We start from the raw sequence: 26,463 nt of genomic DNA on the forward strand, positions 1-26,463 counted from the left end.
AGCATGCGGGCCGTCGCCCGCGGCGCGTGGAGCGCGGTCGCGACCGTCCGGCGCAAGCTGCGCGCCGGCGAACTGGGGTCGCTCCCCGTCGTCCTCGTCCTGGCCGTGGTCTGGATCACCTTCCAGTGCCTCAACCAGAACTTCCTCTCGCCGCGCAACCTGTCCAACCTCAGCGTGGACATCGTGGGGACGGGGCTGATCGCGGTCGGCATCGTGTTCGTGCTGCTGCTCGGTCAGCTCGACCTGTCCGTCGGGTCGATCAGCGGCCTGGCGGCGGCGGTCTTCGCCGTGCTGAACGTGAACAACGGGGTGCCGGAGTGGCTCGCGCTCGTCGTCGCGGTGCTCGTGGGGACGGTGGCGGGGACGGTCCAGGGCTACTCCATCGCCAGAACCCGGGTGCCGGCGTTCGTGGTCACGCTCGCCGGGCTGCTCACCTGGAACGGCCTGATGCTGTCCGTGCTCGGCGACAGCGGCACCGTCAACCTCGACGAGGACGGGCTGGTGGCCCGGCTGACCAGCTACTACTTCACCCACGACGCCGTGGCCTACGGCCTGGCGGCGGTCGCCGCGGGGGTGGTCTTCCTCGTGTCCGACCGGGACCGGCGCCGCCGCAGGGCCCTCGGCATGCCGCACCGCTCGCTGCGCGGCATCCTGGTGCGCACCGCAGGGCTCGCGGTGCTCGCGTTCGCCGTCGCGTATCTGCTCAACCGGTTCCAGGGGCTGCCGCTGGCGCTGTTGATCTTCCTGGTGCTGGTCGCGGCCCTCGACGTCGTGCTGCGCCGCACGCACTACGGACGGCAGGTCTACGCGCTCGGCGGCAGCATCGAGGCGTCCCGGCGCGCCAGCATCGACGTGACGTGGGTGCAGACGGCGGTGCTCGCGACCTCGGGCACCATGGCCGCGCTCGGCGGGCTGTTCCTGGCCTCGCGGATCACCTCGGTGAGCCAGGCCTCGGGGTCGGGCGTGCTGCTGGTCAACGCCATCGCGGCGGCCGTCATCGGCGGCACCAGCCTGTTCGGCGGGCGCGGCACGACCTGGTCGGCGGTGCTCGGCATGCTGGTCATCCAGTCGATCGCCTCGGGCATGGCGATCACGGACACTCCCCCCGCGCTCCAGTTCGTGATCACGGGCGGGGTGCTGTTCGCCGCGGTGGTCATCGACTCGCTGTCGCGGCGCTCCCAGGAGGCGCACGGCCGGGCCTGAGGAGCCGGCGCACCTTTGTGCGGACATGTGTCGCCGTTCGCCTGTGCTCGGCGGCCGTCCGGTCTACGGTGGTGCCGTTCCGACTTTGATGAAACTTGCACCACTTTTGAACGCAGCGCCGCCGTCGCACCGTAATGAGGGGAGAACGGCGCGTCACGCGCGACGCGTTCCAGGCGATAGGACGACCTTGCCGAACAACTCACCCACAGCGGAGGGACGAAGAAGGTCCCTCACCAGCAACTGGCCGGTGGGCCGACGGCTGCGGGCCGTCCTGCTCATCCCGGTGCTCGTCGCCCTCGTGCTCGGGGGCATACGGGTGAAACGCTCGGTGGACACCTGGCAGGACGCCGATGACGCGGTCCGCGTGGCCGAGCTCGTCCAGGCGGCGAACAAGTACGCCAGCGACGCGATCAACGAACGCGATGTGTCGGTCATCCCCCTGCTGACGGAGAAGAAGGCGTCGGAGGCGGTCGTCCAGGCCCGCAGGACGACCGACGCGGACGCCGCGGCCTTCGACCGCGCGGTCTCCCGGATACCGAAGACCAGCGGCCTGCTGCGACGTGTGCAGCTGGTCCGCAACGGCGAGCGGCAGCTCGGCGTCGTGCGGGCCAACGCGTTCACCTCCCGGATGTCCGGTGTGCAGACGGAGGAGAGCTATCACACCGTCCAGCACCCCCTGATGGAGCTCTCGAACGAGCTGGGCTACGGCAGCAGCAACCAGACCAGCTTCGGCCGGACGCTGTACGCCGTGTCCCTGACGCAGGCGGCCGAGTCCCTGATCCGGTCCATCGGCACCCACCTGCTGGTGGAGGACCGCGGGGGTCTCGCCGCGGGGGAACTGGGGGCCCAGCTCGCCTCGTTCCGCTCGTACGCCTATCTCGAGCAGGTGGGGCTCCAGGAGTTCGCCGGCGCCGGCACCGCGCAGGACATGGCGAGGCTCCAGCAGGCGCTGGCCGCCGCCGAGGCGCGCGGCGAGCGGCAGAACGCCGACGCCGCCGCGAAGGCGGCCGCGGCCGGGCGCACCTATGTGAGCCCGCCCCCCATCGCGGAGATGATCACCGAGATCGCCACCGGGAAGCCGGCCGACGAGCTCGCCGCGCAGGGCGTCACCCCCGAGTCGTTCTTCGCCGCGTCCACCCTGGGTTTCGACGCCTACCGGAGCATCCAGGTGAACCTCACGGACGCTGCGCTGGCCAGCGCCCAGGACATCGCCGACGACGCGCGGCGCGACGCGATCACCAACGCCGCGCTGGTGCTCGCCGCGGTGCTCGCCGCCTTCCTCCTCGCCTCCTGGGTGGCGCGCACGATGAGCACCGGCATGCGCCGCCTGAGCGCCTCCGCCATCGAGATCGCCGGAAAGCGCCTGCCGGGCCTGATCGACCAGATGTCGCAGCCCGACGCCGGCCCGGTGGACACCCGGGTGACGCCGATCCCGATCGACACCACCGACGAGATCGGCGAGGTCGCCCGGGCCTTCGACCACGTCCACCGCGAGGCCGTCCGGCTGGCCGCCGAGCAGGCCCTGCTGCGCGGCAACATCAACGCGATCTTCACCAACCTATCGCGTCGCAGCCAGTCCCTGATCGAGCGTCAACTCGCCCTGATCACCAGCCTGGAGGACAACGAGACCGATCCGGAACAGCTGGAGAACCTCTTCCGGCTGGACCATCTGGCCACCCGCGTGCGCCGCAACGGCGAGAACCTGCTGGTGCTCGGCGGCGAGAAGCCCGCGCAGGCGTGGGACCGGCCGCTGCCGCTGGTCGACGTCATCCGCGCGGCCTCCTCGGAGGTGGAGCAGTACGAGCGCATCCAGTTCTCCGGCCTGCCGGAGGTGCAGATCCAGGGCGGCGCCGTGACCGACCTCGTGCATCTGCTGGCGGAACTGCTGGAGAACGCCACGGCGTTCTCGTCCCCCCGCTCGGAGGTGCGGGTGACCGCGGCCCGGCTGCCGGACGGCCGGATCATGATCGAGATCCACGACGAGGGCATCGGTCTGGCGGCGGACGACTTCGCGACGATCAACCACAAGCTGGCCAATCCGCCGACCGTCGACGTCGACATCTCCCAGCACATGGGGCTGTTCGTCGTCGGCCGGCTCGCCGAACGGCACGGCATCCGCGTGCAGTTGCGCCCGTCCGGCGAGCGGTCGGGGACGACGTCCCTCGTCATGCTGCCCGACACGCTCGCCCATCGCTCGCCCGACGCCCAGCCGGACTCCGACACGCTGACGCTGGCCATGGTCAAGAACGTCCCCGAGTCGCGCCACGCGGACGTCATGGCCTCCCTGGGCGGCGGCCCGGACTCCGGGGACGCGTTCAGCGACTACGAGGCATGGCAGGACGACCCGGCGGGGACACGGCCCGCCGAGGAGCCCCCGCCCGCCACGGCCCGCCCCCGGCCCCTCCCCCGGCGCGCCTCCGGCAGCCGCGGCCGCCGCTCTCCCTGACCCGCGGCCGCCCCTCCCGCCGCCCCTCCCGCCGCCGGATGGCCCGGCGGCGGGACACGCCGCCGGATGGCCCATCCCGCCGCCCCAGGGCCCTTCCGGTCATAACGTCAGCAATATGAAGAAATGCCATATCGCATATCTGGCCTGCACGGCCGCGCTCCTCGGAACAGGACTCGGCGCCGCCCCGACCGTCGCCGGGCACACGGTCCACCTGGTCAAGCCGGGGGAATCGATCCAGAAGGCGGTGGACGCCGCCGAGCCCGGCGACACGGTCCTGCTGGCCCTCGGCGTCTACCACGAGAGCGTCACCCTGAGCACGCCCGGACTGACCCTGCGCGGCATGGGCCGCCGCACGGTACTCGAACCGGCCGCGGGCGCCGCGAAGCCGGCGGGCGCCGCGAAGGCCGCGGGCGCCTGCGCCGCGGACGGCAACGGCATCTGCGTCGTCGGCACGAAGGACCACCGCGTCGAGGACGTCACCGTCACCGCCCTGACGGTCTCCGGCTTCACCAAGAACGGCGTCTACGCCACGGCGACCGACCACCTGACCGTGCGCAACGTGACCGCCGTGAAGAACGGGGTGTGGGGCATCGCCCAGGAAGGCTCCGTGCGCGGCGTGTTCCGCGGCAACACCGCCCAGGACAACGGCGACGCGGGTCTGTTCCTCGCCAACAGCATCAAGGAGGAGCAGGGGGCCACGAACACGAACGGAACGGTGGTCGAGCGCAACCGGCTGGAGGGCAACCGGATCGGCGTCACCGTGCGCCGGCTGCGCAACCTGACGGTCGCGCACAACCACATGACCGGCAACTGCGCCGCGGTCTTCGTCGTCGGCGACGAGAACAAGCCCAAGGCCGGGCTCGTGACCGTGCGCGAGAACCGCATCGTGCGCAACAACAAGTCCTGCCCGAAGACCGCCCGGCTGGACGCCCTGCAGGGCTCCGGGATCGTGCTGACCGGGGCCGAGGACAGCCTGATCACCCGCAACGTGATCGAGGACAACGTCGGCAAGTCCCCGCTCTCGGGCGGCATCGTCCTGTTCAAGAGCTTCGTGGGCACCACCAGCGACCGCAACCGCATCAGCGACAACGAGCTGAGCGGCAACTCCCCCGCGGACCTGGTGAACACGGACACCGCGGGCAAGGGCAACGTCTTCGAGGGCAACTCGTGCCGGGCGTCGCAGCCCGCCGGTCTGTGCTGAGCGGCCGCCGACCACAGTGGTGCAGTGGCCCGCGGTTCCCGGGAACGCCATGCGTCCCGGGAACCGCGTGAACCCCGTGATCCCCGTGAACCCCGCGACCCCCGTGCTCTCCGGACCCGCCCAGGAACTCCGGGCACTTCATGAACCCCAGGCACTCCAGGCACTCCAGGAACGTCAGGAACCCACGTAGGAAAGTAGGCGGCAGATGACGACCGTTCAGCCTCCCAAGCTCTCGGACCCGCCGGCACAGGGGGCGCCCCCGGCTCCGCCCCCGCCCCCGTCCATGCGGCTGAGGGAGCTCGCGTTCGGGGCGGCGTGCGCCGCCGCCCTGCGCGCGGCCGCCCGGCTCGGCGTCGCCGACGCCCTCGGCGACAGCCCGCTGCCCGTGGCGGACCTCGCGGCCGCGGTGAAGGCCGAGCCCAAGCCGCTGCGACGGCTGCTGCGGGGCCTGTCCTGCTACGGCGTCTTCGCCGAACAGGCCGACGGGTCGTTCGCGCACACCGACGTCTCCCGGCTGCTGCGCGAGGACGACCCCGAGAGCCTGCGCGCCATCACCCTGTGGTGCACCGAGCCCTGGACCTGGGACGCCTGGCCGCTGCTGGACGAGGCCGTGCGCACCGGCCGCAACGTCGTGCAGGACCTGTACGGCAAGGAGTTCTTCCCCTACCTCAACGAGGACGCCCCGGAGTCGGCGGACGTCTTCAACCGCGCCATGACGACGTCCAGCGTGCAGTCGGCGCGGGACGTGGCGGAGTTCCTCGACCTGTCGGGGTGCGCCTCGGTCGCCGACCTCGGCGGCGGCCAGGGGCACGTGGTGGCGAGCCTGCTGGACAAGTACCCGACGATGCGCGGGGCCCTGCTCGACCTGCCCCGGGTGGTGGAGAACGCGGTGCCGAGGCTGCTCGCGGGCGGCGACCTCGCCGACCGGGCGCGCGTCGTGCCGGGCGACGTCCGCGAGGCCGTCCCGGTGCAGGCCGACGTCTACGTCATCAAGAACATCCTGGAGTGGGACGACGAGAGCACCGCCCGCACGCTGCGCAACGTGCGCGAGGCGGGCGGGCCGGGAACACGGGTCGTGGTGATCGAGAACCTCGTCGACGACACGCCGTCCATGCGGTTCAGCACCGCCATGGACCTGATGCTGCTCCTCAACGTCGGCGGCGCGAAGCACACCACCGAGAGCATGGTCTCCCGGCTGACCGACGCGGGGCTGGTCATCGACGACATCAGCCCGGTCAACCCGTATCTGCACGCGTTCGACTGCCACGTCGTCGGCTGATCCGACCGCGTTCGCCCCTGCCCTTCACTCCCCTTCACTCCCCGTCCGCCGCTTCCCTCCCCCGCAGACCACCGGTCGCCGGGCCCGCAGCGCCGCGGGCCCGGCGACCGGTGACGGTCGGCGGGGGTCAGCCGGCCGGCTCGCGCTCCCAGAGGTAGAAGCGCTGCGCCATGGCGTCCTTGGGGGACCGCCAGGTCTCGGGGTCGTACGCGCTGACGTAGGCGGACAGCCGTTCGCTCACCTCCCGGAACTCGGGGTGCCCGGTGATCCTGGCGATGGCGGGGCCGGGCTCGCGCTCCGACTCGATCATGTGCATGTACACATCGCCGAACTGGAAGAGGCTGCGCCGGACGACGCCGACGAGGTGCGGCAGCTCCCCCCGGTCGGACTCCTCGAACACCTTGGCGATGTCGGGGGCCGATCCGGGGGCCATCCGGGCGACGATCAGGGCCTGGTGCATGAAACCGTTCTCCGTCCGGCTCAGTCGGTCAGTCCGGCAGTGGCGCCGCGTTCGGCGGCGGCCTTCTCGATGCGATCCCGGATCAGGGCCATCTGGACCTTGGAGTTCCGGTTGATGTTGTCGGTCATCCAGTCGTCGTCGACCGGCGCCTCCGGCTTCATCGCGAAGTCCTGCGTCCACACCATCCGCGTACCGGCCGGGACCTCCTCGTACCGCCAGTGGATGTTCATGTGGTCGAAGGGGCCGGTCTCCACCCGGCGGGCCTTGACCGTGCGCGTCTCGCGGTCCGGCTCGCGCTCCGAGACCCAGCTCCACACGGTCCCGTTCTCGTCCGGGTGCATGGTCAGCCGGAAGGTCGTCCTGCGTCCCTCCCGGGAGAGGATCTCGACGGAGGCGTACTCGGTGAACAGCCGCGGCCAGTTCTCCAGATCGTTGGTGATCTCCCAGACGAGGTCCAGAGGCGCCGCGATGGTGATCTCGTTCTGTGTGTGTCCGGTCATCTCAGGCTCCTGTCATGAGGGCGCTGTTGACGAGGTCGAGGAACTCGCGGGGCGTCTTGGAGCGTTCGGCGTCGGGCGGCATCGGCGTGCCGTAACGGTTCTCCAGCTCGCCCACGATGCCCAGCAGACCCAGCGAGTCGACGCCCAGGGTGTCGAAGCCGGTCTTCGGCTCCCGGAGGCGGTCCGGGGCGACGGTGACGCCGGCGGACTTCTTCATGAGTTCGGCCAGCTCTTCCACGGTGATGCGGTCAGTCATCGGTTCCTCTTCTCTCCTGCTGAGCGGCGCCTCGCTACGAGACGTCGGCGACGCCGTGCCGGAGCACCAGCGCCGAGTTCGACCCCATGAGTCCCCGGCTGAGGACCAGTGCCGTGCGCACCTCGGCGGTGCGGGCGCGGCCGGTCACGAGGTCGAGGTCATGGCAGACGTCGAAGACGTTCGGGGTCGGGGGGATCAGGCCGTGCTCCATCGCGAGCACCGCCGCCGCGGCGTCCATCAGCGGCGCCGCGCAGTACCCCCGCCCGATGCCGGTCTTCGGCGCCGTGACGGGCACCCGGGCGCCGTGCGGGCCGAGCGCGTCGACGATGGCCAGCGCCTCGGCGCGGTCCGCCTCCGGGACGCCGAGCGCGTCGGCGAAGACCACGTCGATCTCCTCCGGGGCGCAGTCGGCCTCCTCCAGGGCTCCCCGGACGGCCTGGGCGAGGCCTTCCCGGGACTCCGCCCAGCGGGAGGCGCCGGTGAAGGTCGCCGCGTGTCCGGCGAGGACGGCCCGCACCCGCGCGCCGCGCGCACGGGCCGGCTCCGCCGCCTCCACGACCATCATGGCGCCGCCCTCGGCCGGCACGAACCCGCAGGCCGCTGAGGTGAACGGGCGGTAGGCGCGGGCCGGGTCGTCGACCGTGCTGAGCTCCTCGTAGCCGAGCTGGCACACGACCGAGTACGGCGCGATCGGCGCCTCGGTCGCCCCGGCCACGATCACGTCGGTGCCGCGGCGCACGGCCCGCGCCGCGTGGGCGAGGGCGTCCAGGCCGCCCGCCTCGTCGGCGGCGACGACCGAGCAGGGGCCCTTGAAGCCGCGGCGGATGGAGATCTGGCCGGTGCTGGCGGCGTAGAACCAGGCGATGGACTGGTACGGGCCGACATAGCGGCTGCCCTTTCCCCACAGCTGCTGCAGTTCGCGCTGGCCGAACTCGCCGCCGCCGGAACCGGCCGCGGTGACCACGCCGACGGAGAAGGGCGCGGCGTCGGTCTCGGTGCGGCCGAGGCCGGCGTCGTCCAGCGCGAGGTCGGCGGCGGCCATCGCGAAGTGGGTGAACCGGTCGGTCTGGACGAGGTAGCGCTCCTCGATCGCGGCCGACGGGTCGAAGTCGCGGACCTGGCCCGCCACCCGCAGCGGCAGGTGCTCACAGCCCTCGCGGGTGACCCGGTCCAGGACGCTGATGCCTTCCTTGGTGGACTTCCAGAAGGTCTCCGTGCTGGCTCCGTTGGGCGCGACCACGCCGATTCCCGTGACGACCGCGCGCCGTTGAAGGGGTTCGCTCATCGTGTCTTCTCCCTCGGCCGGTTCATGACCACCGCGGACTGGAATCCGCCGAACCCGCTGCCCACCGAGAGCACGCTGCCCAGCTTGCGCTCACGGGCCACGCGCGGGACGTAGTCCAGGTCGCACTCGGGGTCGGGCGTCTCGTAGTTCGCGGTCGGCGGCACGACCTGGTGGGCCAGCGCCAGGACGCAGGCGACGAGTTCGATCGCCCCGATCGCGCCCAGGGAGTGGCCCACCATGGACTTGATGGAGCTCATCGGGGTGTCGTAGGCGTGAGCGCCGAGGACCTGCTTCACCGCGGCGGTCTCATGACGGTCGTTCTGCTTGGTGCCCGACCCGTGCGCGTTGACGTAGTCGATCGCGCCGGGATCGATCCGCGCGTGATCGAGTGCGTCCTCGATGGCCCGAGCCATCTCCAGGCCCTCGCTGGTCAGACCGGTCATGTGGTAGGCGTTGCCGAAGGTGGCGTATCCGCCGAGCTCGCAGTACACGTGCGCGCCGCGGGCCCGGGCGTGCTCCAGCTCCTCCAGGACGAGCACGGCGCCGCCCTCGCCCATCACGAACCCGTCGCGGTCCGCGTCGAAGGGCCGCGAGGCGTGGGCGGGGTCGTCGTTGTTGCAGGAGGTCGCCTTGATCGCGTCGAAGCAGGCCATGGTGATCGGGGAGATCGGCGAGTCCGAGGCGCCGGCGATGCAGATGTCGGCCCGCCCCTCCTGCACCGTGTGGAAGGCGTATCCGACCGCGTCGAGTCCGGAGGTGCAGCCCGTCGAGACGGTCTGCACCGGCCCGCGCGCCCCGAACCGTTCCGCCACCGTCGAGGCCAGCGTGCTGGGGGTGAACGCGCGGTGCAGCTGCGGGGCCGCCTCGCGGTGGTCCACGTCCCAGCGCTGCCCGCCGTGGCTGACCAGGACGTAGTCCTGCTCCAGCCGGGTGGTACCGCCGACCGCGGTGCCCAGGGAGACACCGACCCGCCAGGGGTTCTCGACGCCGAGGTCCAGACCGGCGTCCTGTACGGCCTCGTCGCCGGCGGCCATCGCGAACTGGATGTACCGGTCGCACCGTTCGACGTCACGGGCGTCCAGCCCGTGGGCCGCCGGGTCGAAGTCGCACTCGGCGGCGATCCGCGAGCGCAGACCCGCCGGGTCGAAGAACGTGATGCCGCGCGTCGCCGTGCGCCCCTCGGCCAGGAGCTTCCAGAACGCCGGCACGCCTATGCCGCCCGGGGCGACGACGCCTATGCCGGTGACCGCGACACGTCTGGTCATGACCGGACCTGACGTCGTGCGGCCGCCTCGGATCCGATCACCACGGGCTCGGCGTCGGTCTCCTCGGTGTCGACGTGGCCGAGCGGCGGGGTCGGCGCCAGCGGGCCGAGGTGGAAGACCATGCGGGCCTCGACGTTGCCGACGTTGCGGAAGCGGTGCCGCATGCCGACGGGGATCATCAGTCCCTGCTCGGGCTGCAGGGCCTGCGCCTCGCCGTCGAGGTCCACCTCCAGCTGCCCGCACACGACGTACACGAACTCCTCGGAGTACGGGTGGTAGTGCTCGGCGATGCGGTCGCCCGGCTTGATGAGCGCGACGCCCATGAAACCGCTGGTCGAACCGACCGTGACGGGCGTGAGCATGGCGCGCAGATCGCCGCCGCGCCGGGTGTTGGGCTCGACCTCGCGGAGATCCACGACTCTGGGACGGGATGTGATCACGACGTTCCTCCGATGATGTACTGCGCCGGCGTGGGAGGGGCGGGGGGCCCGCCCCTCCCACGTGATGGGGGATCAGGCCTCGGGCGACCGGCGGTCGGTGACGAGGTCCATGCGCGCGAGCTCCAGGAAGCGCGCGAGCCGGACGTCCTTCGCGGCGGACCGGTCGGATGAGCCCGGGACGTCCTCGAGAGTGGTCAGCTCGGCCATCTGGTCGGGGTCGGCCAGGCCCAGGGCCTGCACCGGGTCGGCGGCGTCGAGTCCGCCGCGCACGTCGATCAGCCGGACGACGACGTCGTCGCGCTGGAAGATCGTGCTGCGCAGGACCGGGTTGCGCGGGTCGTCCGCGGCGGTCTCGTCCTGCCGGGCGAGCAGCTCGGCCAGCTTCATGCCGCGGTCGGGCCGGGTCGGGTAGCACAGGGCGTACCGCTCGGCCTTCGCGTCCTGCCGGTCCGCCGTCACGTGGTGGACGGCGGGCAGCGCGGCCCGGGTGAAGAACACCCGCGCGGACTCGGGGTCGTTGAGGTCCCGGTCCTGCTCCAGATGGGGGTTGATGGCCTCCTCGACGGCCCGCACCTCGGGCTGCCGGGAGACGTGGCGCAGCGCGGACAGCAGGTCGCCGCGCACCTCGATGGCCCGGACCACGCGGTTGCCGTGCATGAACAGCGAGGTGCGGCACAGCCGGGTGGTGTCGTCGACCTTCGGCTCGGGTGAGGCGTAGTCGGCGAGGATCTTGGCAACGATGTCTTCGCTGCCCGGCTTGACGGTGAAGGTGAGCGCGTGCCGGATCATGCCGTCGCCGATCCGGGGCGACGACTGGAGCCGGCGCTTGCCCTGCCCGCCGTCCGCCGGGCCGCCCGTCTCGCGGACGACGTGGAAGCGCAGCGACCTGGTGTCGCGCACGCAGCTGTGCAGCGGCTCCACCATCCGCACGTGCTCCTCGCTGTTGACCCAGGCGAGGAAGGGCGGGGCGCTCTCCCACTCGCTGGTGATGAGCCACTGGGAGGGGTTCTCGATGGACTGGCACAGCTGGTCGCTGACATGCCCGGGGACGGACGCGACCTGGTTGCAGAGCTGCTCGTAGGCCTCCAGGAACTGCTGCTGGGCCCCGTCGTAGACGTCGACCAGGAGGACGACGCGAAGCCGGGAGCCGTCGAACACGGACTGGGAGACGCGTTGCGACGCCTGTCGCGCCCGCGAGCCTGCAACACGTTCGGACGTGGTGGTCATCCTGCGCACATCTCCTTCACGGAGGGGGAAGTGAACGTCGGCCGCGGTGATGCGACGTCAGCGTTCCTCGATCCTGTGCCCGTCCCCGCGAGCGCGCGAGTCGGATGAACTACGCGGGTGACCGGCCGGGTGAACGTCACACGAGATGGGCGAAGACGACCAGGTTGTCCGTGTAGTCCTTGACCTGCCGGTCGTAGTCGCCCGCGCAGGTGATCAGACGGGCCTGGGCCTGTGCGGTGTCGCCGTACACCCGTTCGCTGGGAAAGGCGTCCTTGGCGAAGGTCTCCACGCTGTCGACGCGGAAGGACGCCCGGGTTCCGTCGGCCCGCAGGACGTGGAACAGATCGCCCTTCGTCAGTTCGCTGAGCCGCGCGAAGACGGCCGGGGACGTCTTGGTGTCGACGTGGCCGGCGATGATCGCGGTGCCCGTCTCCCCGGGGGAAGCGCCCTTGGCGTGCCAGCCGACGAGGTTGACGTCGCTCGCCGGAGGGGGGTTCAGCCGCCCGCTGGGGCCGATGGAGAGGTCGGTGAAGGGGGCGTCGACCGCGATCTTGGGGATGAGCAGCCGCACGGGCCGTGAACGCGGCAGGTGCTTTCCCACCGGTCGGCCGTCGGGCGCCGGCGGGGCCTGCGCGTCCGGCGCGTCCGGTGCGGGGGTCGCCGGGACCGAGAGGGCGGCGGGCGGGGCGTGCGGCGGGCTGGCCGTGCCGGCCGGGGCGTCGTTGCCGCCGGCCAGGCCGAGCGCCACGACCACGGCGACCGAGGCGCAGATCATCATCAGGCCGGTGCGGGAGGTCCCCTCTTCGGCGGACCCCGGCTCACCGCCGGAGGGATCGGAGGGGGAAGGGGAGGAAGGAGGGGGGACTGCCATCGGGGATTACCTCATTCGGGCGCGGCAGCGGGTGCGGGGCGGGGCGCGGGTGGCGAGCCGGGCTGCCGCGCGGGCGCGCGCGGCGGCCGCGGCTTCGCTACGGCGACCGGCACGGGTCAGACCTCGCTTGCCGCGGTCTTCTTGCGGCGCAGGGCGTAGAGGCCGGTGCCGGCGACGGCGAGGATGCCGAGTCCGCCGGCGGTGAGGGAGGGCCCGGCGAGGGCGCCGCCGCCGGTGTGCATGCCGCCGTTGGGCTTGTCGTGCTCGCCCTTCCAGCCGTCGGCGTCCTCCTGGTGTCCGCCGTTCCAGGAGTTGTCGTCCTGGCCGGCGGAGGCGTCCTGGCGGCCGTGGTCCTCCTGGCCGTGTTCGCCGCCGCCGTCCTGCTCCTTCTGCCAGTCCTGGTCCTTGTAGGTCTCGGGGTCGAAGCGGGGGTCCTTGGCGGCGGAGCCGTCGCGGTCGCCGCCCTGGCCGAGCGCGGTCAGCGCGCCGCCGCCGGTGTGCATGCCGCCGTGGGGTGCGTCGTGGTCCTCCTTGTCGTGCTTGCCGGCCCAGGCGTCGTCGCCCTTGCCGGTGGAGGAGTGGTCCTCCCTGCTGTGGGACGAGCCGTCGTGGTCCCGGCCCCCGTCGGCCGCGTGGGCGCCGGGAGCGCCCACCGCGAGAGCGGCCGTCGCGGCCGCGGTGGCCAGGATCATGCGAGCAGAACGCATCTGATGGTCCTTCCGTCACGACCGGGCAGCCGACACCTCGTCAGCTCGTGGAACCCGTTCGGGACGTGATCCACCGTCAGTCAGCGGCCGTGGCCGCACCACTCGGGACGATCACACGGGTGAAGCCCACGCCGTCAGGAAAGCGACAGCGCGGCGGTCAGGACCTGACGCAGCGTCGCCCCGGCGTCCCGGTCCGGGCCCGGCGACCGCCAGGCGACGAACCCGTCGGGCCGGACGAGCACGGCGCCGCCGCGGGTCGTGCCGTGGCGCTCCGCCCAGTCGGCGCCGTCCTGCGGCACCAGGTCGGCGCCGGGCCCGTTCCCCACCCGGTACGACCTGAGCGGAAGGGCGAGCTCCGCGGCGAGGCGGCCGGCGGCCTCGTGCCAGCCGGCCGGCTCGTCGGCGTCGCTGAGCAGGACCAGGGACCGCTCGTACAGGTCGAGGGTGGAGATCCGCTCGTCACCGCGCAGCACCCACAGGTGAGGCGCCCGGCTGCCGGGACCGCCGCTCAGGTCGAGGCCCTCGGGGACGACCGGCACGGCGAGGTCGGCGCCGACGACGGCGCCCTTCGGGTAGCGGTAGCCGAGGGCCACGTTGAGGATGCCTCGCTGCGGGCCTCCGCCGCCGGATCCGGGCGGCGGGGCGAACCCCGGGTGGCTGTGCTCGGCGGACCGGGCGGCGGCGCGGGCGCTGGTGGCCTCCGCCACGGGTCGGCGCTCGGCGTCGTAGGTGTCCAGCAGCCCCTCCCCCGCCCAGCCGTCGAGCACCGCGGCGAGCTTCCACGCGAGGTTGTGGGCGTCCTGGATGCCGGTGTTGGAGCCGAAGGCCCCGGTCGGGGACATCTCGTGGGCCGAGTCCCCGGCCAGGAACACCCTCCCGGCCCGGTAGCTGCGGGCGACCCGCTGCGCGGCGTGCCAGGGCGCCTTGCCGGTGATCTCCACGTCGAGGTCCGCGACGCCGACCGCCCGCCGGATGTGCTCGACGCACCGCTCCTCGGTGAACTCCTCCAGGGTTTCCCCGTGTTCGGGGTGCCAGGGGGCGTGGAAGACCCAGTTCTCGCGGTTGTCCACCGGCAGCAGCGCGCCGTCGGCCTCCGGGCTGGTCAGGTAGCAGACGATGAAGTGGCGGTCGCCCACGACGTCGGCGAGGCGGCGGGACCGGAAGGTCAGGCTGACGTTGTGGAACAGGTCGCCCGGACCGCTCTGGCCGATGCCGAGCTGCTCGCGGACGGGGCTGCGCGGGCCGTCGGCGGCGACGAGGTAGTCCGCGCGGACGGTGATGTGCTCACCGGTCTCGCGGCTCTTCGCCACGGCGGTGACGCCGTCGGGGTCGGTCTCGAACGACATCAGCTCGGTGGAGAACCGCAGGTCGCCGCCGAGCCGCCGGGCGTGGTCGAGCAGCACCGGCTCCAGGTCGTTCTGGCTGCACAGGCACCAGGAGCTGGGGCTGAAGCGGGCCAGGCCGCCGCCCGGGTCGATGTCGCGGAACAGCCACTCGCCCGCGTCGCCGACCAGGGTGGGGGTCTGCAGGATGCCGTGGTTGTCGGCGAGGGTGGCCGCCGCTTCCTGGATGGCCCGCTCGACGCCGGCCACCCGGAACAGCTCCATCGTGCGGACGTTGTTCCCACGGCCCCGGGGATGGATGGAGGTGCCGGAGTGGCGCTCCACCAGCAGGTGCGGCACCCCGAGCCGGCCCAGGAACAACGAGGTCGCCAGCCCGACCAGGGACCCGCCGACGATGAGGACCGGGACCCTGAGGGTACGGGGGCCGGTCGGTTCGTCTCGTTCGTTCATCACTCTCGCCTCCAGCGCGTCGATTCCGCCGACCCGGCCGGATACGGCGGAGATCCTCATGCATGCCCCGTGGAGCTGACGGCGCTTCAGGCTTCACCCGCCTGCGCCGAGCCCCGGCGGGCTCCGGCGGGCCCCCGGGGCGGCGGTGCCGGTCGGACGGAACCGCGAGAAACGCTGAGCACCGGGCCCGGCTCGGCTAGCCTCGAACTCCCACCGTGTGCGAACTGAGTTACGACGAACATCACTTCGGGAGTTCCGTGTCCGACCAGCTGCCGCCCCCACCGAACTCCGCGGCGGAAGAGGCCGCCGCGCTCCGGCAGACCGGGGCCTCACCTCTGCGGACCGGCGATCCGGACCGCGTCGGGCCCTTCGTCCCGGTGGCGCTGCTCGGCAGCGGCGGGATGGGACGCGTCTATCTGGCCCGGGCCGCCGACGACTCGCCCGGGCTGTTCGCGGTGAAGGTGATCCGGCCGGAGTACGCCGAGGACGTCCGCTTCCAGCGCCGGTTCGAACGCGAGGCCGCGGTGCACGGCCGGCTCGGTCCGCCGCACGCCCCTGGTTTACGCGGAACCGGCTGGGACGACCGGCTGCTGTGGATGGCCACCGAGTACATCCCGGGCCTCGATCTCGCCGACGCGGTGCGCGGGGGCGGGGCCCTGCCGACGGCCGCCGTGTGGCGGCTGACCGCCGAGCTGGCCCGGTCCCTCACCGCGCTCGCCGCGGTGGAGGTGGTGCACCGGGACCTGAAGCCGTCCAACGTGCTGGTCTCGCCCCAGGGCGCGTACGTGATCGACTTCGGCATTTCCAAGGCCCTGGACGCCAGCGCCATCACGGGCACGGGCAACCGGGTGGGCACCGCGGCCTACATGTCCCCGGAGTATCTGAGGACGGGTCACTGCGACACGGCCTCCGACGTGTTCTCGCTGGCCGGGACCCTGCTCTACGCGGCCACCGGACGGGCCCCGTTCGGCGACGGCACCGGGGTCGACGTGATGCACCGGGTCGCGTTCGAGGAGCCGAACACCGAGGTGACGGCCGCGGTCGCGGCGGCCGATCCCGAGCTGGGCGCGCTGCTCACCGCGTGCCTGGCCAAGGAGCCCGAGCGCCGCCCCGCCCCGCGGGACCTGATCGACGCGGTCGGCGGCCGCGCCCTGGCCACCGGCTGGCCGGAGCCGCTGCGGAGCGCGGTGCTGGCCCGGCAGCGCGCCTACGAGACGCTGCACCGGCTTCCCGTCGAACACACGGCGTGGCTGCGCCCCTTGGACAACCGGGCGGGCCGGGCCGGCCGGGCCCAGGGGGCGGGCCGGGCGGACGAGGTCACGGATCCCCCGGCGGGGCGTCGCCTCGAGGAAGCGTCCCCGGCGACGCCGTCCGGCCGGGGTTCCCGGGAACGGGACCCGGCGCCGGCGGCCGCGGTGGCCGCCGCCGTAACGGCGTCGCCCGCGTCGGGGCCCGTCTCCGGGCCCGTGTCTCCCGTGTCCGCGGCCCGGCCCCGGGCACGGCGGAAGCGGGTGGCGGCCCTCGCCTCCGTGGCCGCCCTGTGCACCGTCGCCGCGGGCGCCTTCTCCCTCATGCGCGAGGACGGCCCCGCGACCGCCTCCCCACGCGCCTCCGAGTCGGCGTACGGCAGCAGGCCGGGCGGCGTTCCCGGCGCCGGCGCCGGCGAGGGCGCGGCTTCGCCCGGCGCCCCGGACCGGGCCTCCGCCGCGGGCTCGTCCAGCAGACGCGCCGACGTCGTCACGGCCGAGGAGGAGACCACGCCGTCGCTCCCCTCGGCCCCGCGCTCCGCCACCGCCGGCGCCGGGAGCACGCCCTCCGCCCCCGCCGCCGACGTCTCCGCCTCCCCGAGCCCCTCCCCCGACGCCACGCCGGTCGAGCCCGGCTCCCCGCCCTGGCTCAGCAACTGCACGTACTACGCGGGCAGCGGCCGCACCAGCCTCGGCGACACCGGCAAGCGGGTGCGGCAGGCGCAGTGCATGCTCGCCGAACGCGGCTACGGCGTCGGAGCGTCCGGGGTCGACGGCACGTTCGACGCGGACACCGAGACGGCCGTCCGCGGCTTCCAGAGCGACCGGGGGCTGAAGGCCAACGGCGTCGTGACGAAGGCCACCTGGGCGGCGCTGCGCGCGGACGACTGACGGCCGGGGCCGCCGCCGGCCGCCTCGGGCGCCCGGCGACGGCGGCCTCCCGGGAACCGCGGCCTTCAGGGCCGCGGCCCCTCAACAGGCGAGGTAGAACCGGACCGTCGTGCCCTCGTCGCCGGTGTGCAGACGCACCAGGTCCGCCACGTAGTGCACCAGCATCAGGCCGCGGCCGCCGAGCTGACCCCGGGCGGGCGGCCTGCGGCCGGCCAGCGGATCGGTCAGCCGGCCCGCGTCCCGCACCTCGCACACGAGGTCGTCCGCCTCGGCCCAGACCGCGAGGGTTCCGTGTCCGCCGCCGTGCACCACGCTGTTGGTGGTCAGCTCCGCCACCGCGAGTTCGGCGTCCTGCAGCCGCCGGCCCGCGAGGCCGAGCCGACCCGCCTGCTCGACGACGAAGGCACGGGCCATGAACAGGCTGTCGGCGTCGAAGGAGAACACGGCGGCGTCCGCCGCGGGCGCCAGCGCCTCGTTGTAGCGGTCCACGACGGAGCGCCAGTCGTAGACGTCGCTGGGCCGACGCTCGTCGCGGGACACGATGGTCGGGTGGGTGATCCTCGCGTCGGCGAGGACCGCCTCGTCCAGGTTCGCCTCGTCGTACGGGCACAGGATGGTGACCGCCCGGCCCTCGAAGGCCGCGTTGATCAGCGCCTCGTGCTGCGCGCACGCCGGGTACTCCACCGCGCTGCGGCCCGCCCAGATCGGCTCGCCGATGATCCGCGCGCGACTCCCGGGATGGGCGTCGGCGAACGAGCGGAGCACTCCGGGGATGATGCGGCCCGGATTGCGGCCGGCCTGCCGCATGTCGAGCAGCAGGACGCCCTCGGCATCGGCGCCCAGCGCGGTCCTGATCAGCTCCAGGTTGGGGCCGGGCACCGCGACCGCCACCGGCTCGCCGAGGTCCAGGCCCTCCTGGACGAAGGACACCGTCCGGTCCACGTACTCCTGCTCGCCGCGGTAGAACAGCGCGGGATGCTCGAACGCCTCGTGGGTCGCCACCGTGCTCATCGCGGCGCCACCTCGATCCGGCGCAGGCCCGGCCAGAACAGGCCCAGAACCCGGGGCACCTGCGGCGGCGGATGCTCGACCACCATGCGGCCGCGGGCCAGACCCAACGCGGTGACGGCGAGCGCCGCGACTCCGGCCACGTCGACGAACCCCACTTCCGACAGCTCCACATAGGACACGTCGGCGTGCTGCCGCGCCAGGCCCGCCAGAGCGGCTTCCCACGGGGACCGCGTGACCTCGCTGATCTCGCCCCTGGCGCGAATGCCGGGCCGACCGGTCAACGGGCTCACCTCCAGCACGGCTCCGCCGCGCACCGGCTCCCACCGGTCGACTGCCTGCGTGGGGTCCACCACCCGCGTCCTCCTTCGTGTCCGCGGGTCACCCCCGCCGCCCCGCAGAACCAGCCCGGACGGCCACTGCCCGCTGCCTGCAGCCTAACGCGGCCTTCGCCGCCCCTGCCGCGCAGTCCGAAGAGTCCGTTCGACTGTGTTCGACCCGGTTCGGCTCCGTTCGGCGTTCGCCCGCGCGCCGGGCAGACGCCCGGCCCGCGAAGTAGCGTGACCCGCACGGCGAGACGGGCGAACCCGGGGTGACGTGATGTGCTGGAGTGCGACGGCCGACCTGGTGGCGGGCGTGGGGGTGACAGCCGTCGGGGTGGCCTGTGTGACGCGGGTGCGCGACAGCCGGGACCTTCCCCTCGCCGCGCTGCCGCTGCTGCTCGGCGCGCACCAGCTCGTGGAGGCCGCGGTGTGGGACGCGGGCGGGGGCGGCGGAGCCGCCACGGTCGCCTGGGCGGTCGTCGCGCTGCCGCTGCTGGCGGTGTGGGTGCCCGCGGGCGTGTGGGCGGCCGCCCCTGCGTCGGCGCGGCGCGGGCCGGGGTGCGCGCTCGCGGTCGGCCTGGCCACCGCCGCGGTGCTCGCGTACGGGATCGCCACCGGGCCGGTGACGGCCGAGCTCCGCGCCCACACCGTCGGCTACCGCCTGGACGTGCCGCACCCGCCGGTGCTCGTGGCGGGCTACCTGGTGGCCACCGTCGGCTCGCTGCTGCTCTCCGCGGACCGGCGGCTGACGGTCCTGGGGGTGGTGGTCGCCGCGGGCGCGGTGGTCTGTTTCACGCTGTGGCGCCTGGAGTTCGTGTCGACCTGGTGCGCGTTCGCGGCGTTGTGGTCGGTGCTGCTGTTCGACTGGGTCCGTCGCCGCCCGGCCGAGGCGGCGACGCCTCAGCGGTGAGGCGTCGGGTGGGGGCCGAAGCACGTCCGGCCGCCGTTGCCGTTCCAGACGGTCGGGTGCTTCTGGAGGTGCTCCACGAAGCAGGCCGTACACGGTGACGTCGTCGCCGTCGACGACGCGTCGGTCAGAGGCCGAAGCGGCCGTCGTCCGGATCCGGCGGCGAAGGGGCCGGATCCCCCGCGATCCTGCGGTACGCGGCCCGGGCCTGGACGATCCGGGCCAGCACCGTGCCGACCAGGGCGGCGGAGCACAGGCAGGTGAGCCAGAAGGTGTCGCGGCGCCCGGTCCAGGTGAGCGCGCCGGCCGGCGGGACGGCGAAGCCGTTGAGGGTGAGCCAGCACAGCACGGCCGTGCCGGGCGCCGCCGTGAAGCGGGCGCACAGGCCCAGCAGGGCCGCCAGCAGCGACACCGCCGCCAGCGCCCATCCGGGGCGGTCCGAGCCCACCAGCATGTTGTACACCGCCACCAGGATCAACGCACCGCAGAAGGCGGAGGCCCACACCACAGGGGTGGCGACGGGCTGGGGCACGGGTCTCGCGCCGGTCCTCAGGGACACCCACTCGATCATGTGCGACGCCTCCTCCCGGTCCCCCGTGCGCACGGGCTGCCGGCCGCCACGGCGGCGTGGACCTCGGCCGCATTCTCCCACCGGCCGCGCAACGCCCGTCTGTCGGGCCGTCAGTTCCGCCGGTCGCGGCGGGCGGCGGCGGGGTCGGCGTCGAGCTCGGCGACCAGGCCGCGCAGCACCGGGCCGTACTCGGGATGGGCGAGGGCGGACGCCATCTGGGCGACCAGATAGTCGGCCGGGTTCCCGGTGTCGTACCAGCGGCCCTCGATGACCTGCCCGTACACCGCGCGGGTGGCGGCGTAGGCGTTGATGGCGTCGGTCAGGTAGATCTCGCCGGTCCGGTGCTCGTACCAGCGGCGGGTCTGCTCACGCAGTTCGTCGATGATGCCGGGGGTGACGACGTAGCCGCCGACGGCCGCGTACGCCGACGGGGCCGCGGCCGGCTCGGGCTTCTCCACCAGACCGGTGATGCGCAGCCGGCCGCCGCCGAGGTCCTCCTTGACGAGGGGCACGCCGTAGCGACGGGACTCGGCCGGGTCCATCGGCAGCAGGGCCAGCACCGGGCAGCCGGTCTGCTCGTAGGCGCGGATCAGCTGCTGGGCCCGGGGGACCTCGGCCACGAAGACGTCGTCGGGCCACAGCACCAGCACCGGTTCGTCGCCGAAGCCCCGGGCCGCGTTCAGCACCGGGGTGCCGTTGCCGTACGGGCCGTACTGGTCGAGGTAGGTGATGTGACCCCGGCGGGCCAGCTCGGCGACCTCCTCCACCGCGTCCGCGTAGTGCGCCTTGCCGTCGGCGCGCAACTGCTCGACCAGGGCGGGGTTGGGCCGGAAGTGATCCTGGATCAGGGACTTGCCGCCGGAAACGACGATGGTGATGTCCGTGATGCCGGAGTCCACCAGCTCGCGCACGGTGTGCTCGATGACCGGCTTGTCGCCGACCGGGAGCATCTCCTTCGGCGTCGCCTTCGTCAGGGGAAGCAGCCGGGAGCCGAGCCCGGCGGCGGGAATCACGGCCCTGCGGATCGTCGGGGACATCACGTCTCCCTCGGTCGTGCGGCGGACCGCGCCGGTCGGCACGGCACAGGCGGACGCTACCAACGCTCGCCCCGCCTGCGACGACCGCCACCTGAGCCGCCTGAGCCGACCGAACCCGTCGGCCCGCGGCGGCATGCGACGCCCTCCCCCGGGGATCCACCCGGTGACGTACGGCACACGCCTGCGACCTGCTTTTAAATTGGTATCTCATATGCAAGTTATCTAGGATGCAGCCAGGTCAGCCCGCCGCCGCGCACAGCTCGCGCTGTGCATCCTGATACCGAGAGGTCCGCGATGCTCTCCGCGTCTTCCGTCCCGATCGTCCGAGCCACGCTTCCGGCCGTGGGAGCCTCTCTCGGGGCGATCACCGAGTTGTTCTACCGCCGTCTGTTCGAGGAGCACCCGGCCCTGCTGCACAACCTGTTCAACCGCGCGAACCAGGCCAACGGCACACAGCGCGAGGCCCTCGCCGGCGCCGTGGCCGCCTTCGCCACCGTGCTGGTGGAGCGACCGGGCGAGCGTCCCGACGCGATCCTCGGCCGCATCGCCCACAAGCACGCCTCACTCGGCGTGACCGCCGACCAGTACACCGTCGTAGGACGCCATCTGACGGGCGCCGTCGCGGAGGTCCTCGGGGACGCCGTGACCCCCGAGGTGGCGGCCGCCTGGGACGAGGTGTACTGGCTGATGGCCAACGCCCTCATCGCCGCGGAGGCACGTCTGTACGCCGGCGCGCAGGTCGACGACGGCCAGGTCTGGCGCGAGATGGAGATCGCGGAGCGCACCGAGGAGTCGGTGGACGCCGCGTCCTTCGTGCTGCGCCGCCCCGACGGCCTGCCCGCCGAGCCGTTCACACCGGGACAGTACGTCAGCGTCCAGGTCGAACTGCCCGACGGGGCACGGCAGATACGCCAGTACAGCCTCTCGGCCGCCCCCGGCCGCCAGACCTGGCGCATCACCGTCAAGCGCGAACGCTCCGCCGACGGCCGCCGCCCCGAGGGCGAGGTCTCGACCTGGCTGCACGCCCACGCCCGGCCCGGCCATCTCCTGCGCGTCTCCCCGGCGTTCGGCGACCTGGTCCTGCCGCAGGACGACAGCCCCCTCCTGCTGGCGTCCGCGGGGATCGGCGTCACGCCCCTGCTGTCCATGCTGGACCACCTCGGCGACGTCTCCCCGCACCGTCGGGTCACCGTCGTCCACGCCGACCGCTCCCCCGCCCATCACGCGCACCGCGCGGAGCAGGCCGAACTGGCCGCCCGGCTCCCGCACTCCACCGTGCACCTGTGGTACGAGGCCGGGGCGCGGGACGTCGGGGGACCGCGCGTGCAGGTGCGCGAGGGGCGCGCCGACGTCAGCGGTCTGGACCTGCCCCGGGACACCACCGCCTACCTCTGCGGGCCCCTGCCGTTCATGCGGGCCGTCCGCGGCGGCCTCCTCGCCCGGGGACTGAGTCCCGCCGCCGTCCACTACGAGGTGTTCGGTCCCGACCTCTGGCTCGGCAAGTGACCTGCCCCGCACGTCCGTCGTGGTCAGGCCTCTGGTTGGATGTCGACCCATGACCCGACGGATCTACCTGGACAAGCAGAGCCCCAAGGCCTACGACGCGTTGGTCCAGACGTCCGAGGCCGTGCGCGCGACCGCGGCCGAGGCCGGGCTGGAGCGCACCGTGGTGGAACTGGTCAACCTGCGTGTCTCGCAGCTCAATGGATGCGCGTACTGCCTGGACGTGCACACCAGGGCCGCCCTGCGGGCCGGCGAGGACACCCGGCGGCTGGGCGTCCTCGCGGCCTGGCGGGACACCGAGCTCTTCACCCCGCTGGAGCGGGCCGCCCTGGCGCTGGCGGAGGCGACCACCCTGCCCTGCGACGCGGCCGCGCAGGAGGCCGCGTACGCCGACGCCCGCCGGACGCTGACCGAGGACCAGATATCGGCCGTGATCTGGGTGGCCGTCACCATCAACGCCTTCAACCGGGTGTCCATCCTCAGCAGGCATCCCGTGCGCTGAGCCGACGCGGGTCCGTCCGCTGCGGTAAGAATCGTCCGGGCCGGGTGTGAGGCGCCGGCCCGACGAGCACCGTCCAGACCGTCCGCCCGGTCGTGTCCGCCCCCTGGAGGCCCCCGCCCATGTCCCGTCCCCTCGCGCCCGACGGACCCGAGTCGGCCAACGCCGCGGCCTGGCAGGCCTATGCCACGCATCATCTGCGGCGCGGCACCGTTGTGGACGAGGCGGAGCGGATCGACTGGGGGTTCCCCGGCGCCGGGCCCGACGACGCCTTCCTCGGCGAGCTGAGGGGCCGGCGCGTCCTGGACCTCGGGTGCGGCACGGCCCGGCACGCCGCCCGCCTGGTGCGCGCCCACGGCGCGGTCGTGGACGCCGTCGACTCGGCGGCCGGTCAGATCGAGCGGGCCCGGGCCCGTTACGGCTCCCTGCCCGGGCTGCGTCTGGTCCACGCCGACGCGGTGGCGCACCTGCGGGCGGCACGACCGTACGACGTGATCTACTCCGTGAACGCCGTGCCCTTCGTCGACCCGCGCCGGCTGTTCCCCGCCCTGGCGACCGCGCTCGCCCCCGGCGGGACGCTCTGCTTCTCCGCGCTGCACACCGACTCCCGGGGAGAGGGGCCGAGTCCGGACCTGGCCGCACGGCCCGAGACCCTGCGGTTCGCGGGCGGCGGGGAGACGACGGTCCACATGTGGGCGCCCGCCCCCGAGGTGTGGGAGGCGCTGCTCGCCGACCACGGGCTGCTGGTCGAGGACGTGGTGACGGTGTCGTCGCCCGACCCCGGCAACGCGGCCGCCCACCGCGTCTTCCGGGCACGGCGGCCGGTGCGCGTCCGTGCCCGCCCCCGCGCCGGCCGCCCGCCCGCCGCGCACGCGGCCCTCGGCGTCGGCGCCATCCTGCACGGCCCCCGCGGACTGCTCCTGGGCCGGCACCGCGGCGGCACCTGGGAGCTGCCGGGCGGCACGGTGGAGCCCGGCGAGTCGCTCCGGGAGACGGTCGTGCGCGAGTTGCGCGAGGAGACCGGCCTGCGCGCCGCGCCGTCGGACGTACGCCTGCTGGGCACGCTCCTCGACCAGGTCGACGGCGTCGTGCGGATGACGGTCGGCGCCGTCGTCACGGCCTGGGAGGGCGAGCCGGCCGACCAGCCGGACGAGAGCGTCGGCGACTGGCGCTGGTACCCGCTGGACCGGCTGCCGCCGTCGCTGTTCGTGTGCAGCGCCCAGTCCCTTACCGCGTGGCGTCCCGACCTGCCGATCGACCACGCCCCGGCCCCTTTCGCGCCCTTCGCTCCCGGGGCGGGCGGCGATGACGACTGAACCCGCGGGCCCCCGGCCCGCCTTCGTCCGGCCCCGCCGCCCGGCCGACCTCGACGGCTGCGTGGCCGCGCTGGCCCTCGTGCACGCGCACAGCGGCTATCCGGTGGACTGGCCCGAGCAGCCCGCCGCCTGGCTGACTCCTGACGCGCTGCTCGCGGGCTGGGCGGCCGAGCTGGACGGACAGGTCGTGGGGCACGTCGCGCTGTGCGCCCCCGGAGAGGGGGACGCGGCGGCGGCGTTGTGGAGCGCCCGTCCGGGCCGGCCGGCGCCCGCGGTGATCAGCCGGCTCTACGTCTCCCCCGCCGCCCGCGGCCACGGGGTCGGCGCGGCTCTCCTGGACCGGGCCGTGGGGACGGCGCGGGCCCGCGGTCTGCACCCGGTCCTGGACGTGGTCGCCGCGGACCCGGCCTCGGCGTTCTACGAGCGACTGGGCTGGCGCAGCCTCGGCACCGCCGTCCAGCAGTGGGGGCCGGCGCGCAGCGTGCTCCTGAACTGCTTCGCGGCGCCGCCCCCTGACCGGCCGACCGTGCGCTGAGGCCCGCCGCCGCCGAGCCGCGCCCCGCTCACGGACGGAGTAGCACACCCTGCCGCGCGGCGCGGCCGAACGGCGGAGCACGCCACCCGGAATCGTGTGTTTCCTCACCCGATCCGTGGTCTTCACGCCGACTCCCCGCCGGTCGTTCCCGCAGGCGATGAGAGAGTTGCGCCCCGGTCTAGCCAGGGGGGTCCATGACGCGACGTCACAAACGGTCCAGGGTGCGTGGAAGGTCTCTGATCCTGCTCGTCGCGCTGGGCGCCACGGCCGGTGCGGCGCTCGTGGCAACGGCCCCGGCCGACGCCGCGACCGGGGCCGGGACCAGGGCCGGCACCGGGACCGGGGCCGGGGCCGGGGTCCCCGTGGCGACGGGAGTGTCGTACCGGCAGTACGACCTGCGGGCGGCCGCCGGGACGACGCACGCGCATGTGCTCGACGTCGATCTCGCCAACCCCCGGGTGCGCCTGGGGCTGTTGTACCGGGGGGCGGTCGCGGCCCGTGCTCCGGTCTCCGCACTCGCCGACCGGCAGCAGGCGGTCGCCGGCGTCAACGGCGACTTCTTCGACATCTCCGAGGCGCAGCACCCGGGCGTCGCGGTGACCGGTTCGAGCGTGGGCCCGGCCGTCGCGAACGGCAGGGCGCTCAAGGGGGCGGTCCCCGACGCTCAGCGGTTCGGACCCCCACTGCCGCCGGGCACGCACACCAGGGCCGTGGTCGGAGTGGGGACCGACGGCAGGGCCCGGACGGACAGCCTGACCCTCCACGGGTCGTACACCGCCGGGGGTCGGCGGCTGGCGCTGGGCGGCGTCAACCAGTACGCGCTGCCGGAGAACTCCGTCGGCGCCTACACCTCGGACTGGGGCGGCGTCTCGCGCCGTCGGGCCACCTGCGGCACGGACTCCGACCGGGCGGGCGCGTGCAGCGCGCGCACCTACGAGGTGACTCTCAGGAGGGGCAGGGTCGTCTCCGCGTCGGCCACGCCCGGCAGCGGGACCGTCGCGGCCGGCACCACGGTCCTCGTCGGGCGGGAGGCGGGCGCGCAGCGTCTGAAGACACTCCTCGAGGGCGAACGGGTGACGGTCCGTTATGGCCTGACGTCCGCGTCGGGGACGGAGTACCGCTTCGCCGTCGGCGGCTACCCGGTCCTGTCGCACGGTGAGCCGCTGCCCGGTCTGGACACCACCAGATCGGCCGTGCGCACGGCCGTGGGCATCGCCGCCGACGGGCGGCGGGTGTTCCTGCTGGCGCTCGACGGAGCCGCCGTGTACCGCAGGGGCCTGACCGTCGCCGAGGTCGCCGCCGCGTTGCGGAACCTCGGCGCCGACGAGGGCTTCAGCCTGGACGGCGGGGGGTCGTCGACCCTGGTGGCCCGCCAGCCGGGCGCGAGCCGGGTCACGGTGCGCAACCATCCGTCCGACGGGGCGGAGCGCCCGGTGCCGAACGGCATCGGCGTCTTCAGCCGATGACGCCGGCGCCCCCGCAGGGCCTCACGGTCGCAGGCTGCCGACGATGTCGGCCGTCGCCGTGAGGCCGCTGTGGATGGTGGGCGCCATGCTGGTGCCGGCCAGCAGGAATCCGAGCAGCAGACAGACCAGCGCGTGGGAGACCTTCAGGCCGCCGTTGCGCGTGAAGATCATCGCCAGGACCGCCAGCAACAGCACTGCGGAAATCGAAACGGCCACCGTCATCCTCC

General features: G+C 73.6%; 26 protein-coding genes. 11 read left to right on the forward strand and 15 right to left on the reverse strand.

Translation table 11 applies throughout. The annotated features are described in order from the left end of the window. Positions 1 to 3 precede the first annotated feature (3 nt). The 4 genes from Sri02f_RS09950 (at position 4) to Sri02f_RS09965 (ending at position 6,129) form a co-directional block, all read left to right on the forward strand. A complete protein-coding gene (locus tag Sri02f_RS09950; protein ID WP_109001012.1) occupies positions 4 to 1,203 on the forward strand; it encodes a sugar ABC transporter permease in 1,200 nt (399 codons plus the stop codon). A 247-nt stretch (positions 1,204 to 1,450) separates the two neighbouring features. Continuing rightward, a complete protein-coding gene (locus tag Sri02f_RS09955; RefSeq protein ID WP_109000720.1) occupies positions 1,451 to 3,649 on the forward strand; it encodes a sensor histidine kinase in 2,199 nt (732 codons plus the stop codon). A 115-nt stretch (positions 3,650 to 3,764) separates the two neighbouring features. Then, positions 3,765 to 4,850: a right-handed parallel beta-helix repeat-containing protein gene (locus Sri02f_RS09960; RefSeq protein WP_109000721.1), complete on the forward strand. Its 1,086-nt coding sequence runs from the start codon at positions 3,765 to 3,767 to the stop codon at positions 4,848 to 4,850. Positions 4,851 to 5,055: 205 nt separating this feature from the next. Continuing rightward, the gene (locus Sri02f_RS09965; protein ID WP_373865083.1) at positions 5,056 to 6,129 is read left to right on the forward strand and encodes a methyltransferase; all 1,074 of its coding nucleotides are present in this window, start codon (positions 5,056 to 5,058) and stop codon (positions 6,127 to 6,129) included. Positions 6,130 to 6,256: 127 nt separating this feature from the next. Here the strand turns inward: Sri02f_RS09965 and Sri02f_RS09970 are convergent, their stop codons facing one another. The 10 genes from Sri02f_RS09970 to Sri02f_RS10015 all read right to left on the reverse strand — a co-directional run bounded on the left by Sri02f_RS09970 (position 6,257) and on the right by Sri02f_RS10015 (position 14,933). After that, positions 6,257 to 6,589: a TcmI family type II polyketide cyclase gene (locus Sri02f_RS09970; RefSeq protein ID WP_109000722.1), complete on the reverse strand. Its 333-nt coding sequence runs from the start codon at positions 6,587 to 6,589 to the stop codon at positions 6,257 to 6,259. A 20-nt stretch (positions 6,590 to 6,609) separates the two neighbouring features. Further along, positions 6,610 to 7,089: an SRPBCC family protein gene (locus tag Sri02f_RS09975; RefSeq protein ID WP_109000723.1), complete on the reverse strand. Its 480-nt coding sequence runs from the start codon at positions 7,087 to 7,089 to the stop codon at positions 6,610 to 6,612. Between the two features lies 1 nt (position 7,090). Beyond that, positions 7,091 to 7,345, reverse strand: a complete 255-nt coding sequence (locus Sri02f_RS09980) for an acyl carrier protein (protein ID WP_109000724.1) — start codon at positions 7,343 to 7,345, stop codon at positions 7,091 to 7,093. Positions 7,346 to 7,379: 34 nt separating this feature from the next. After that, positions 7,380 to 8,630: a beta-ketoacyl synthase N-terminal-like domain-containing protein gene (locus tag Sri02f_RS09985; protein WP_109000725.1), complete on the reverse strand. Its 1,251-nt coding sequence runs from the start codon at positions 8,628 to 8,630 to the stop codon at positions 7,380 to 7,382. Beyond that, on the reverse strand, positions 8,627 to 9,895 hold the full coding sequence (locus tag Sri02f_RS09990; RefSeq protein WP_109000726.1) for a beta-ketoacyl-[acyl-carrier-protein] synthase family protein: 1,269 nt from the start codon (positions 9,893 to 9,895) through the stop codon (positions 8,627 to 8,629). The genes Sri02f_RS09985 and Sri02f_RS09990 overlap by 4 nt, the downstream gene beginning before the upstream one ends. Beyond that, the gene (locus Sri02f_RS09995; protein WP_245970581.1) at positions 9,892 to 10,335 is read right to left on the reverse strand and encodes a cupin domain-containing protein; all 444 of its coding nucleotides are present in this window, start codon (positions 10,333 to 10,335) and stop codon (positions 9,892 to 9,894) included. The genes Sri02f_RS09990 and Sri02f_RS09995 overlap by 4 nt, the downstream gene beginning before the upstream one ends. A gap of 72 nt (positions 10,336 to 10,407) precedes the next feature. Continuing rightward, positions 10,408 to 11,562 carry a SchA/CurD-like domain-containing protein gene (locus Sri02f_RS10000; protein ID WP_109000728.1) on the reverse strand — a complete coding sequence of 385 codons (1,155 nt, stop codon included), beginning with the start codon at positions 11,560 to 11,562 and terminating at the stop codon, positions 10,408 to 10,410. A gap of 136 nt (positions 11,563 to 11,698) precedes the next feature. Further along, positions 11,699 to 12,433, reverse strand: coding sequence for a class F sortase (locus tag Sri02f_RS10005; protein ID WP_373865084.1), 735 nt, complete (start codon positions 12,431 to 12,433; stop codon positions 11,699 to 11,701). Between the two features lie 116 nt (positions 12,434 to 12,549). Then, positions 12,550 to 13,140 carry a hypothetical protein gene (locus tag Sri02f_RS10010; protein WP_109000729.1) on the reverse strand — a complete coding sequence of 197 codons (591 nt, stop codon included), beginning with the start codon at positions 13,138 to 13,140 and terminating at the stop codon, positions 12,550 to 12,552. Positions 13,141 to 13,274: 134 nt separating this feature from the next. Then, on the reverse strand, positions 13,275 to 14,933 hold the full coding sequence (locus Sri02f_RS10015) for an FAD-dependent oxidoreductase (RefSeq protein ID WP_174855618.1): 1,659 nt from the start codon (positions 14,931 to 14,933) through the stop codon (positions 13,275 to 13,277). A 257-nt stretch (positions 14,934 to 15,190) separates the two neighbouring features. Here Sri02f_RS10015 and Sri02f_RS10020 point away from each other — a divergent pair, with 257 nt between their 5' ends. After that, positions 15,191 to 17,071: a serine/threonine-protein kinase gene (locus Sri02f_RS10020; protein ID WP_245970582.1), complete on the forward strand. Its 1,881-nt coding sequence runs from the start codon at positions 15,191 to 15,193 to the stop codon at positions 17,069 to 17,071. 81 nt (positions 17,072 to 17,152) lie between these two features. Here Sri02f_RS10020 and Sri02f_RS10025 read toward each other — a convergent pair whose 3' ends face one another. Together Sri02f_RS10025 and Sri02f_RS10030 are read right to left on the reverse strand one after the other, a co-directional pair. Next, the gene (locus tag Sri02f_RS10025; RefSeq protein WP_109000730.1) at positions 17,153 to 18,082 is read right to left on the reverse strand and encodes an anti-sigma factor RsbA family regulatory protein; all 930 of its coding nucleotides are present in this window, start codon (positions 18,080 to 18,082) and stop codon (positions 17,153 to 17,155) included. After that, entirely contained in the window at positions 18,079 to 18,432 is a 354-nt protein-coding gene (locus tag Sri02f_RS10030) for an STAS domain-containing protein (protein ID WP_109001017.1), read from the reverse strand. The genes Sri02f_RS10025 and Sri02f_RS10030 overlap by 4 nt, the downstream gene beginning before the upstream one ends. Positions 18,433 to 18,679: 247 nt before the next feature. On the opposite strand from Sri02f_RS10030, the gene Sri02f_RS10035 reads away from it, so the two are divergent. After that, entirely contained in the window at positions 18,680 to 19,312 is a 633-nt protein-coding gene (locus Sri02f_RS10035; RefSeq protein ID WP_109000731.1) for a DUF6629 family protein, read from the forward strand. A gap of 124 nt (positions 19,313 to 19,436) precedes the next feature. Here Sri02f_RS10035 and Sri02f_RS10040 read toward each other — a convergent pair whose 3' ends face one another. After that, positions 19,437 to 19,880 (reverse strand): hypothetical protein, encoded by a 444-nt coding sequence (locus Sri02f_RS10040; RefSeq protein ID WP_109000732.1) that lies wholly within the window; start codon positions 19,878 to 19,880, stop codon positions 19,437 to 19,439. Positions 19,881 to 19,990: 110 nt separating this feature from the next. Further along, positions 19,991 to 20,917, reverse strand: coding sequence for a UTP--glucose-1-phosphate uridylyltransferase (locus Sri02f_RS10045; RefSeq protein ID WP_109001018.1), 927 nt, complete (start codon positions 20,915 to 20,917; stop codon positions 19,991 to 19,993). A gap of 294 nt (positions 20,918 to 21,211) precedes the next feature. Between Sri02f_RS10045 and Sri02f_RS10050 the strand changes: the two genes are divergently transcribed. The 5 genes from Sri02f_RS10050 (at position 21,212) to Sri02f_RS10070 (ending at position 26,236) form a co-directional block, all read left to right on the forward strand. Further along, complete coding sequence (locus Sri02f_RS10050) at positions 21,212 to 22,423, forward strand: globin domain-containing protein (protein WP_109000733.1); 1,212 nt, start codon at positions 21,212 to 21,214, stop codon at positions 22,421 to 22,423. A 49-nt stretch (positions 22,424 to 22,472) separates the two neighbouring features. Continuing rightward, entirely contained in the window at positions 22,473 to 22,922 is a 450-nt protein-coding gene (locus Sri02f_RS10055) for a carboxymuconolactone decarboxylase family protein (protein WP_109000734.1), read from the forward strand. Positions 22,923 to 23,041: 119 nt separating this feature from the next. Beyond that, complete coding sequence (locus Sri02f_RS10060; protein ID WP_109000735.1) at positions 23,042 to 24,235, forward strand: bifunctional class I SAM-dependent methyltransferase/NUDIX hydrolase; 1,194 nt, start codon at positions 23,042 to 23,044, stop codon at positions 24,233 to 24,235. After that, positions 24,225 to 24,770: a GNAT family N-acetyltransferase gene (locus Sri02f_RS10065; RefSeq protein ID WP_109000736.1), complete on the forward strand. Its 546-nt coding sequence runs from the start codon at positions 24,225 to 24,227 to the stop codon at positions 24,768 to 24,770. The genes Sri02f_RS10060 and Sri02f_RS10065 overlap by 11 nt, the downstream gene beginning before the upstream one ends. Before the next feature lie 194 nt (positions 24,771 to 24,964). After that, the gene (locus Sri02f_RS10070; protein WP_109000737.1) at positions 24,965 to 26,236 is read left to right on the forward strand and encodes a phosphodiester glycosidase family protein; all 1,272 of its coding nucleotides are present in this window, start codon (positions 24,965 to 24,967) and stop codon (positions 26,234 to 26,236) included. Between the two features lie 21 nt (positions 26,237 to 26,257). Here the strand turns inward: Sri02f_RS10070 and Sri02f_RS10075 are convergent, their stop codons facing one another. Further along, positions 26,258 to 26,452 carry a hypothetical protein gene (locus Sri02f_RS10075; RefSeq protein WP_109001019.1) on the reverse strand — a complete coding sequence of 65 codons (195 nt, stop codon included), beginning with the start codon at positions 26,450 to 26,452 and terminating at the stop codon, positions 26,258 to 26,260. Between the last annotated feature and the right edge of the window lie 11 nt (positions 26,453 to 26,463).

The organism is Streptomyces rishiriensis (genome assembly GCF_003112535.1).
Lineage (GTDB): Bacteria > Actinomycetota > Actinomycetes > Streptomycetales > Streptomycetaceae > Streptomyces > Streptomyces rishiriensis.

What these genes read in the sequence shown, in the direction of transcription:
- Sri02f_RS09965 (WP_373865083.1), top strand. Translation starts at nt 5,056, where the DNA reads ATGACGACCGTTCAGCCTCCCAAGCTCTCGGACCCGCCGGCACAGGGG.
- Sri02f_RS10000 (WP_109000728.1), bottom strand. Translation starts at nt 11,562, where the DNA reads ATGACCACCACGTCCGAACGTGTTGCAGGCTCGCGGGCGCGACAGGCG.
- Sri02f_RS10035 (WP_109000731.1), top strand. Translation starts at nt 18,680, where the DNA reads ATGTGCTGGAGTGCGACGGCCGACCTGGTGGCGGGCGTGGGGGTGACA.
- Sri02f_RS09950 (WP_109001012.1), top strand. Translation starts at nt 4, where the DNA reads ATGCGGGCCGTCGCCCGCGGCGCGTGGAGCGCGGTCGCGACCGTCCGG.
- Sri02f_RS09975 (WP_109000723.1), bottom strand. Translation starts at nt 7,089, where the DNA reads ATGACCGGACACACACAGAACGAGATCACCATCGCGGCGCCTCTGGAC.
- Sri02f_RS10025 (WP_109000730.1), bottom strand. Translation starts at nt 18,082, where the DNA reads ATGAGCACGGTGGCGACCCACGAGGCGTTCGAGCATCCCGCGCTGTTC.
- Sri02f_RS10045 (WP_109001018.1), bottom strand. Translation starts at nt 20,917, where the DNA reads ATGTCCCCGACGATCCGCAGGGCCGTGATTCCCGCCGCCGGGCTCGGC.
- Sri02f_RS09970 (WP_109000722.1), bottom strand. Translation starts at nt 6,589, where the DNA reads ATGCACCAGGCCCTGATCGTCGCCCGGATGGCCCCCGGATCGGCCCCC.
- Sri02f_RS10065 (WP_109000736.1), top strand. Translation starts at nt 24,225, where the DNA reads ATGACGACTGAACCCGCGGGCCCCCGGCCCGCCTTCGTCCGGCCCCGC.
- Sri02f_RS09980 (WP_109000724.1), bottom strand. Translation starts at nt 7,345, where the DNA reads ATGACTGACCGCATCACCGTGGAAGAGCTGGCCGAACTCATGAAGAAG.
- Sri02f_RS09960 (WP_109000721.1), top strand. Translation starts at nt 3,765, where the DNA reads ATGAAGAAATGCCATATCGCATATCTGGCCTGCACGGCCGCGCTCCTC.
- Sri02f_RS10015 (WP_174855618.1), bottom strand. Translation starts at nt 14,933, where the DNA reads ATGAACGAACGAGACGAACCGACCGGCCCCCGTACCCTCAGGGTCCCG.
- Sri02f_RS10060 (WP_109000735.1), top strand. Translation starts at nt 23,042, where the DNA reads ATGTCCCGTCCCCTCGCGCCCGACGGACCCGAGTCGGCCAACGCCGCG.
- Sri02f_RS10055 (WP_109000734.1), top strand. Translation starts at nt 22,473, where the DNA reads ATGACCCGACGGATCTACCTGGACAAGCAGAGCCCCAAGGCCTACGAC.
- Sri02f_RS09985 (WP_109000725.1), bottom strand. Translation starts at nt 8,630, where the DNA reads ATGAGCGAACCCCTTCAACGGCGCGCGGTCGTCACGGGAATCGGCGTG.
- Sri02f_RS10005 (WP_373865084.1), bottom strand. Translation starts at nt 12,433, where the DNA reads ATGGCAGTCCCCCCTCCTTCCTCCCCTTCCCCCTCCGATCCCTCCGGC.
- Sri02f_RS09990 (WP_109000726.1), bottom strand. Translation starts at nt 9,895, where the DNA reads ATGACCAGACGTGTCGCGGTCACCGGCATAGGCGTCGTCGCCCCGGGC.
- Sri02f_RS10010 (WP_109000729.1), bottom strand. Translation starts at nt 13,140, where the DNA reads ATGCGTTCTGCTCGCATGATCCTGGCCACCGCGGCCGCGACGGCCGCT.
- Sri02f_RS10070 (WP_109000737.1), top strand. Translation starts at nt 24,965, where the DNA reads ATGACGCGACGTCACAAACGGTCCAGGGTGCGTGGAAGGTCTCTGATC.
- Sri02f_RS10040 (WP_109000732.1), bottom strand. Translation starts at nt 19,880, where the DNA reads ATGATCGAGTGGGTGTCCCTGAGGACCGGCGCGAGACCCGTGCCCCAG.
- Sri02f_RS10050 (WP_109000733.1), top strand. Translation starts at nt 21,212, where the DNA reads ATGCTCTCCGCGTCTTCCGTCCCGATCGTCCGAGCCACGCTTCCGGCC.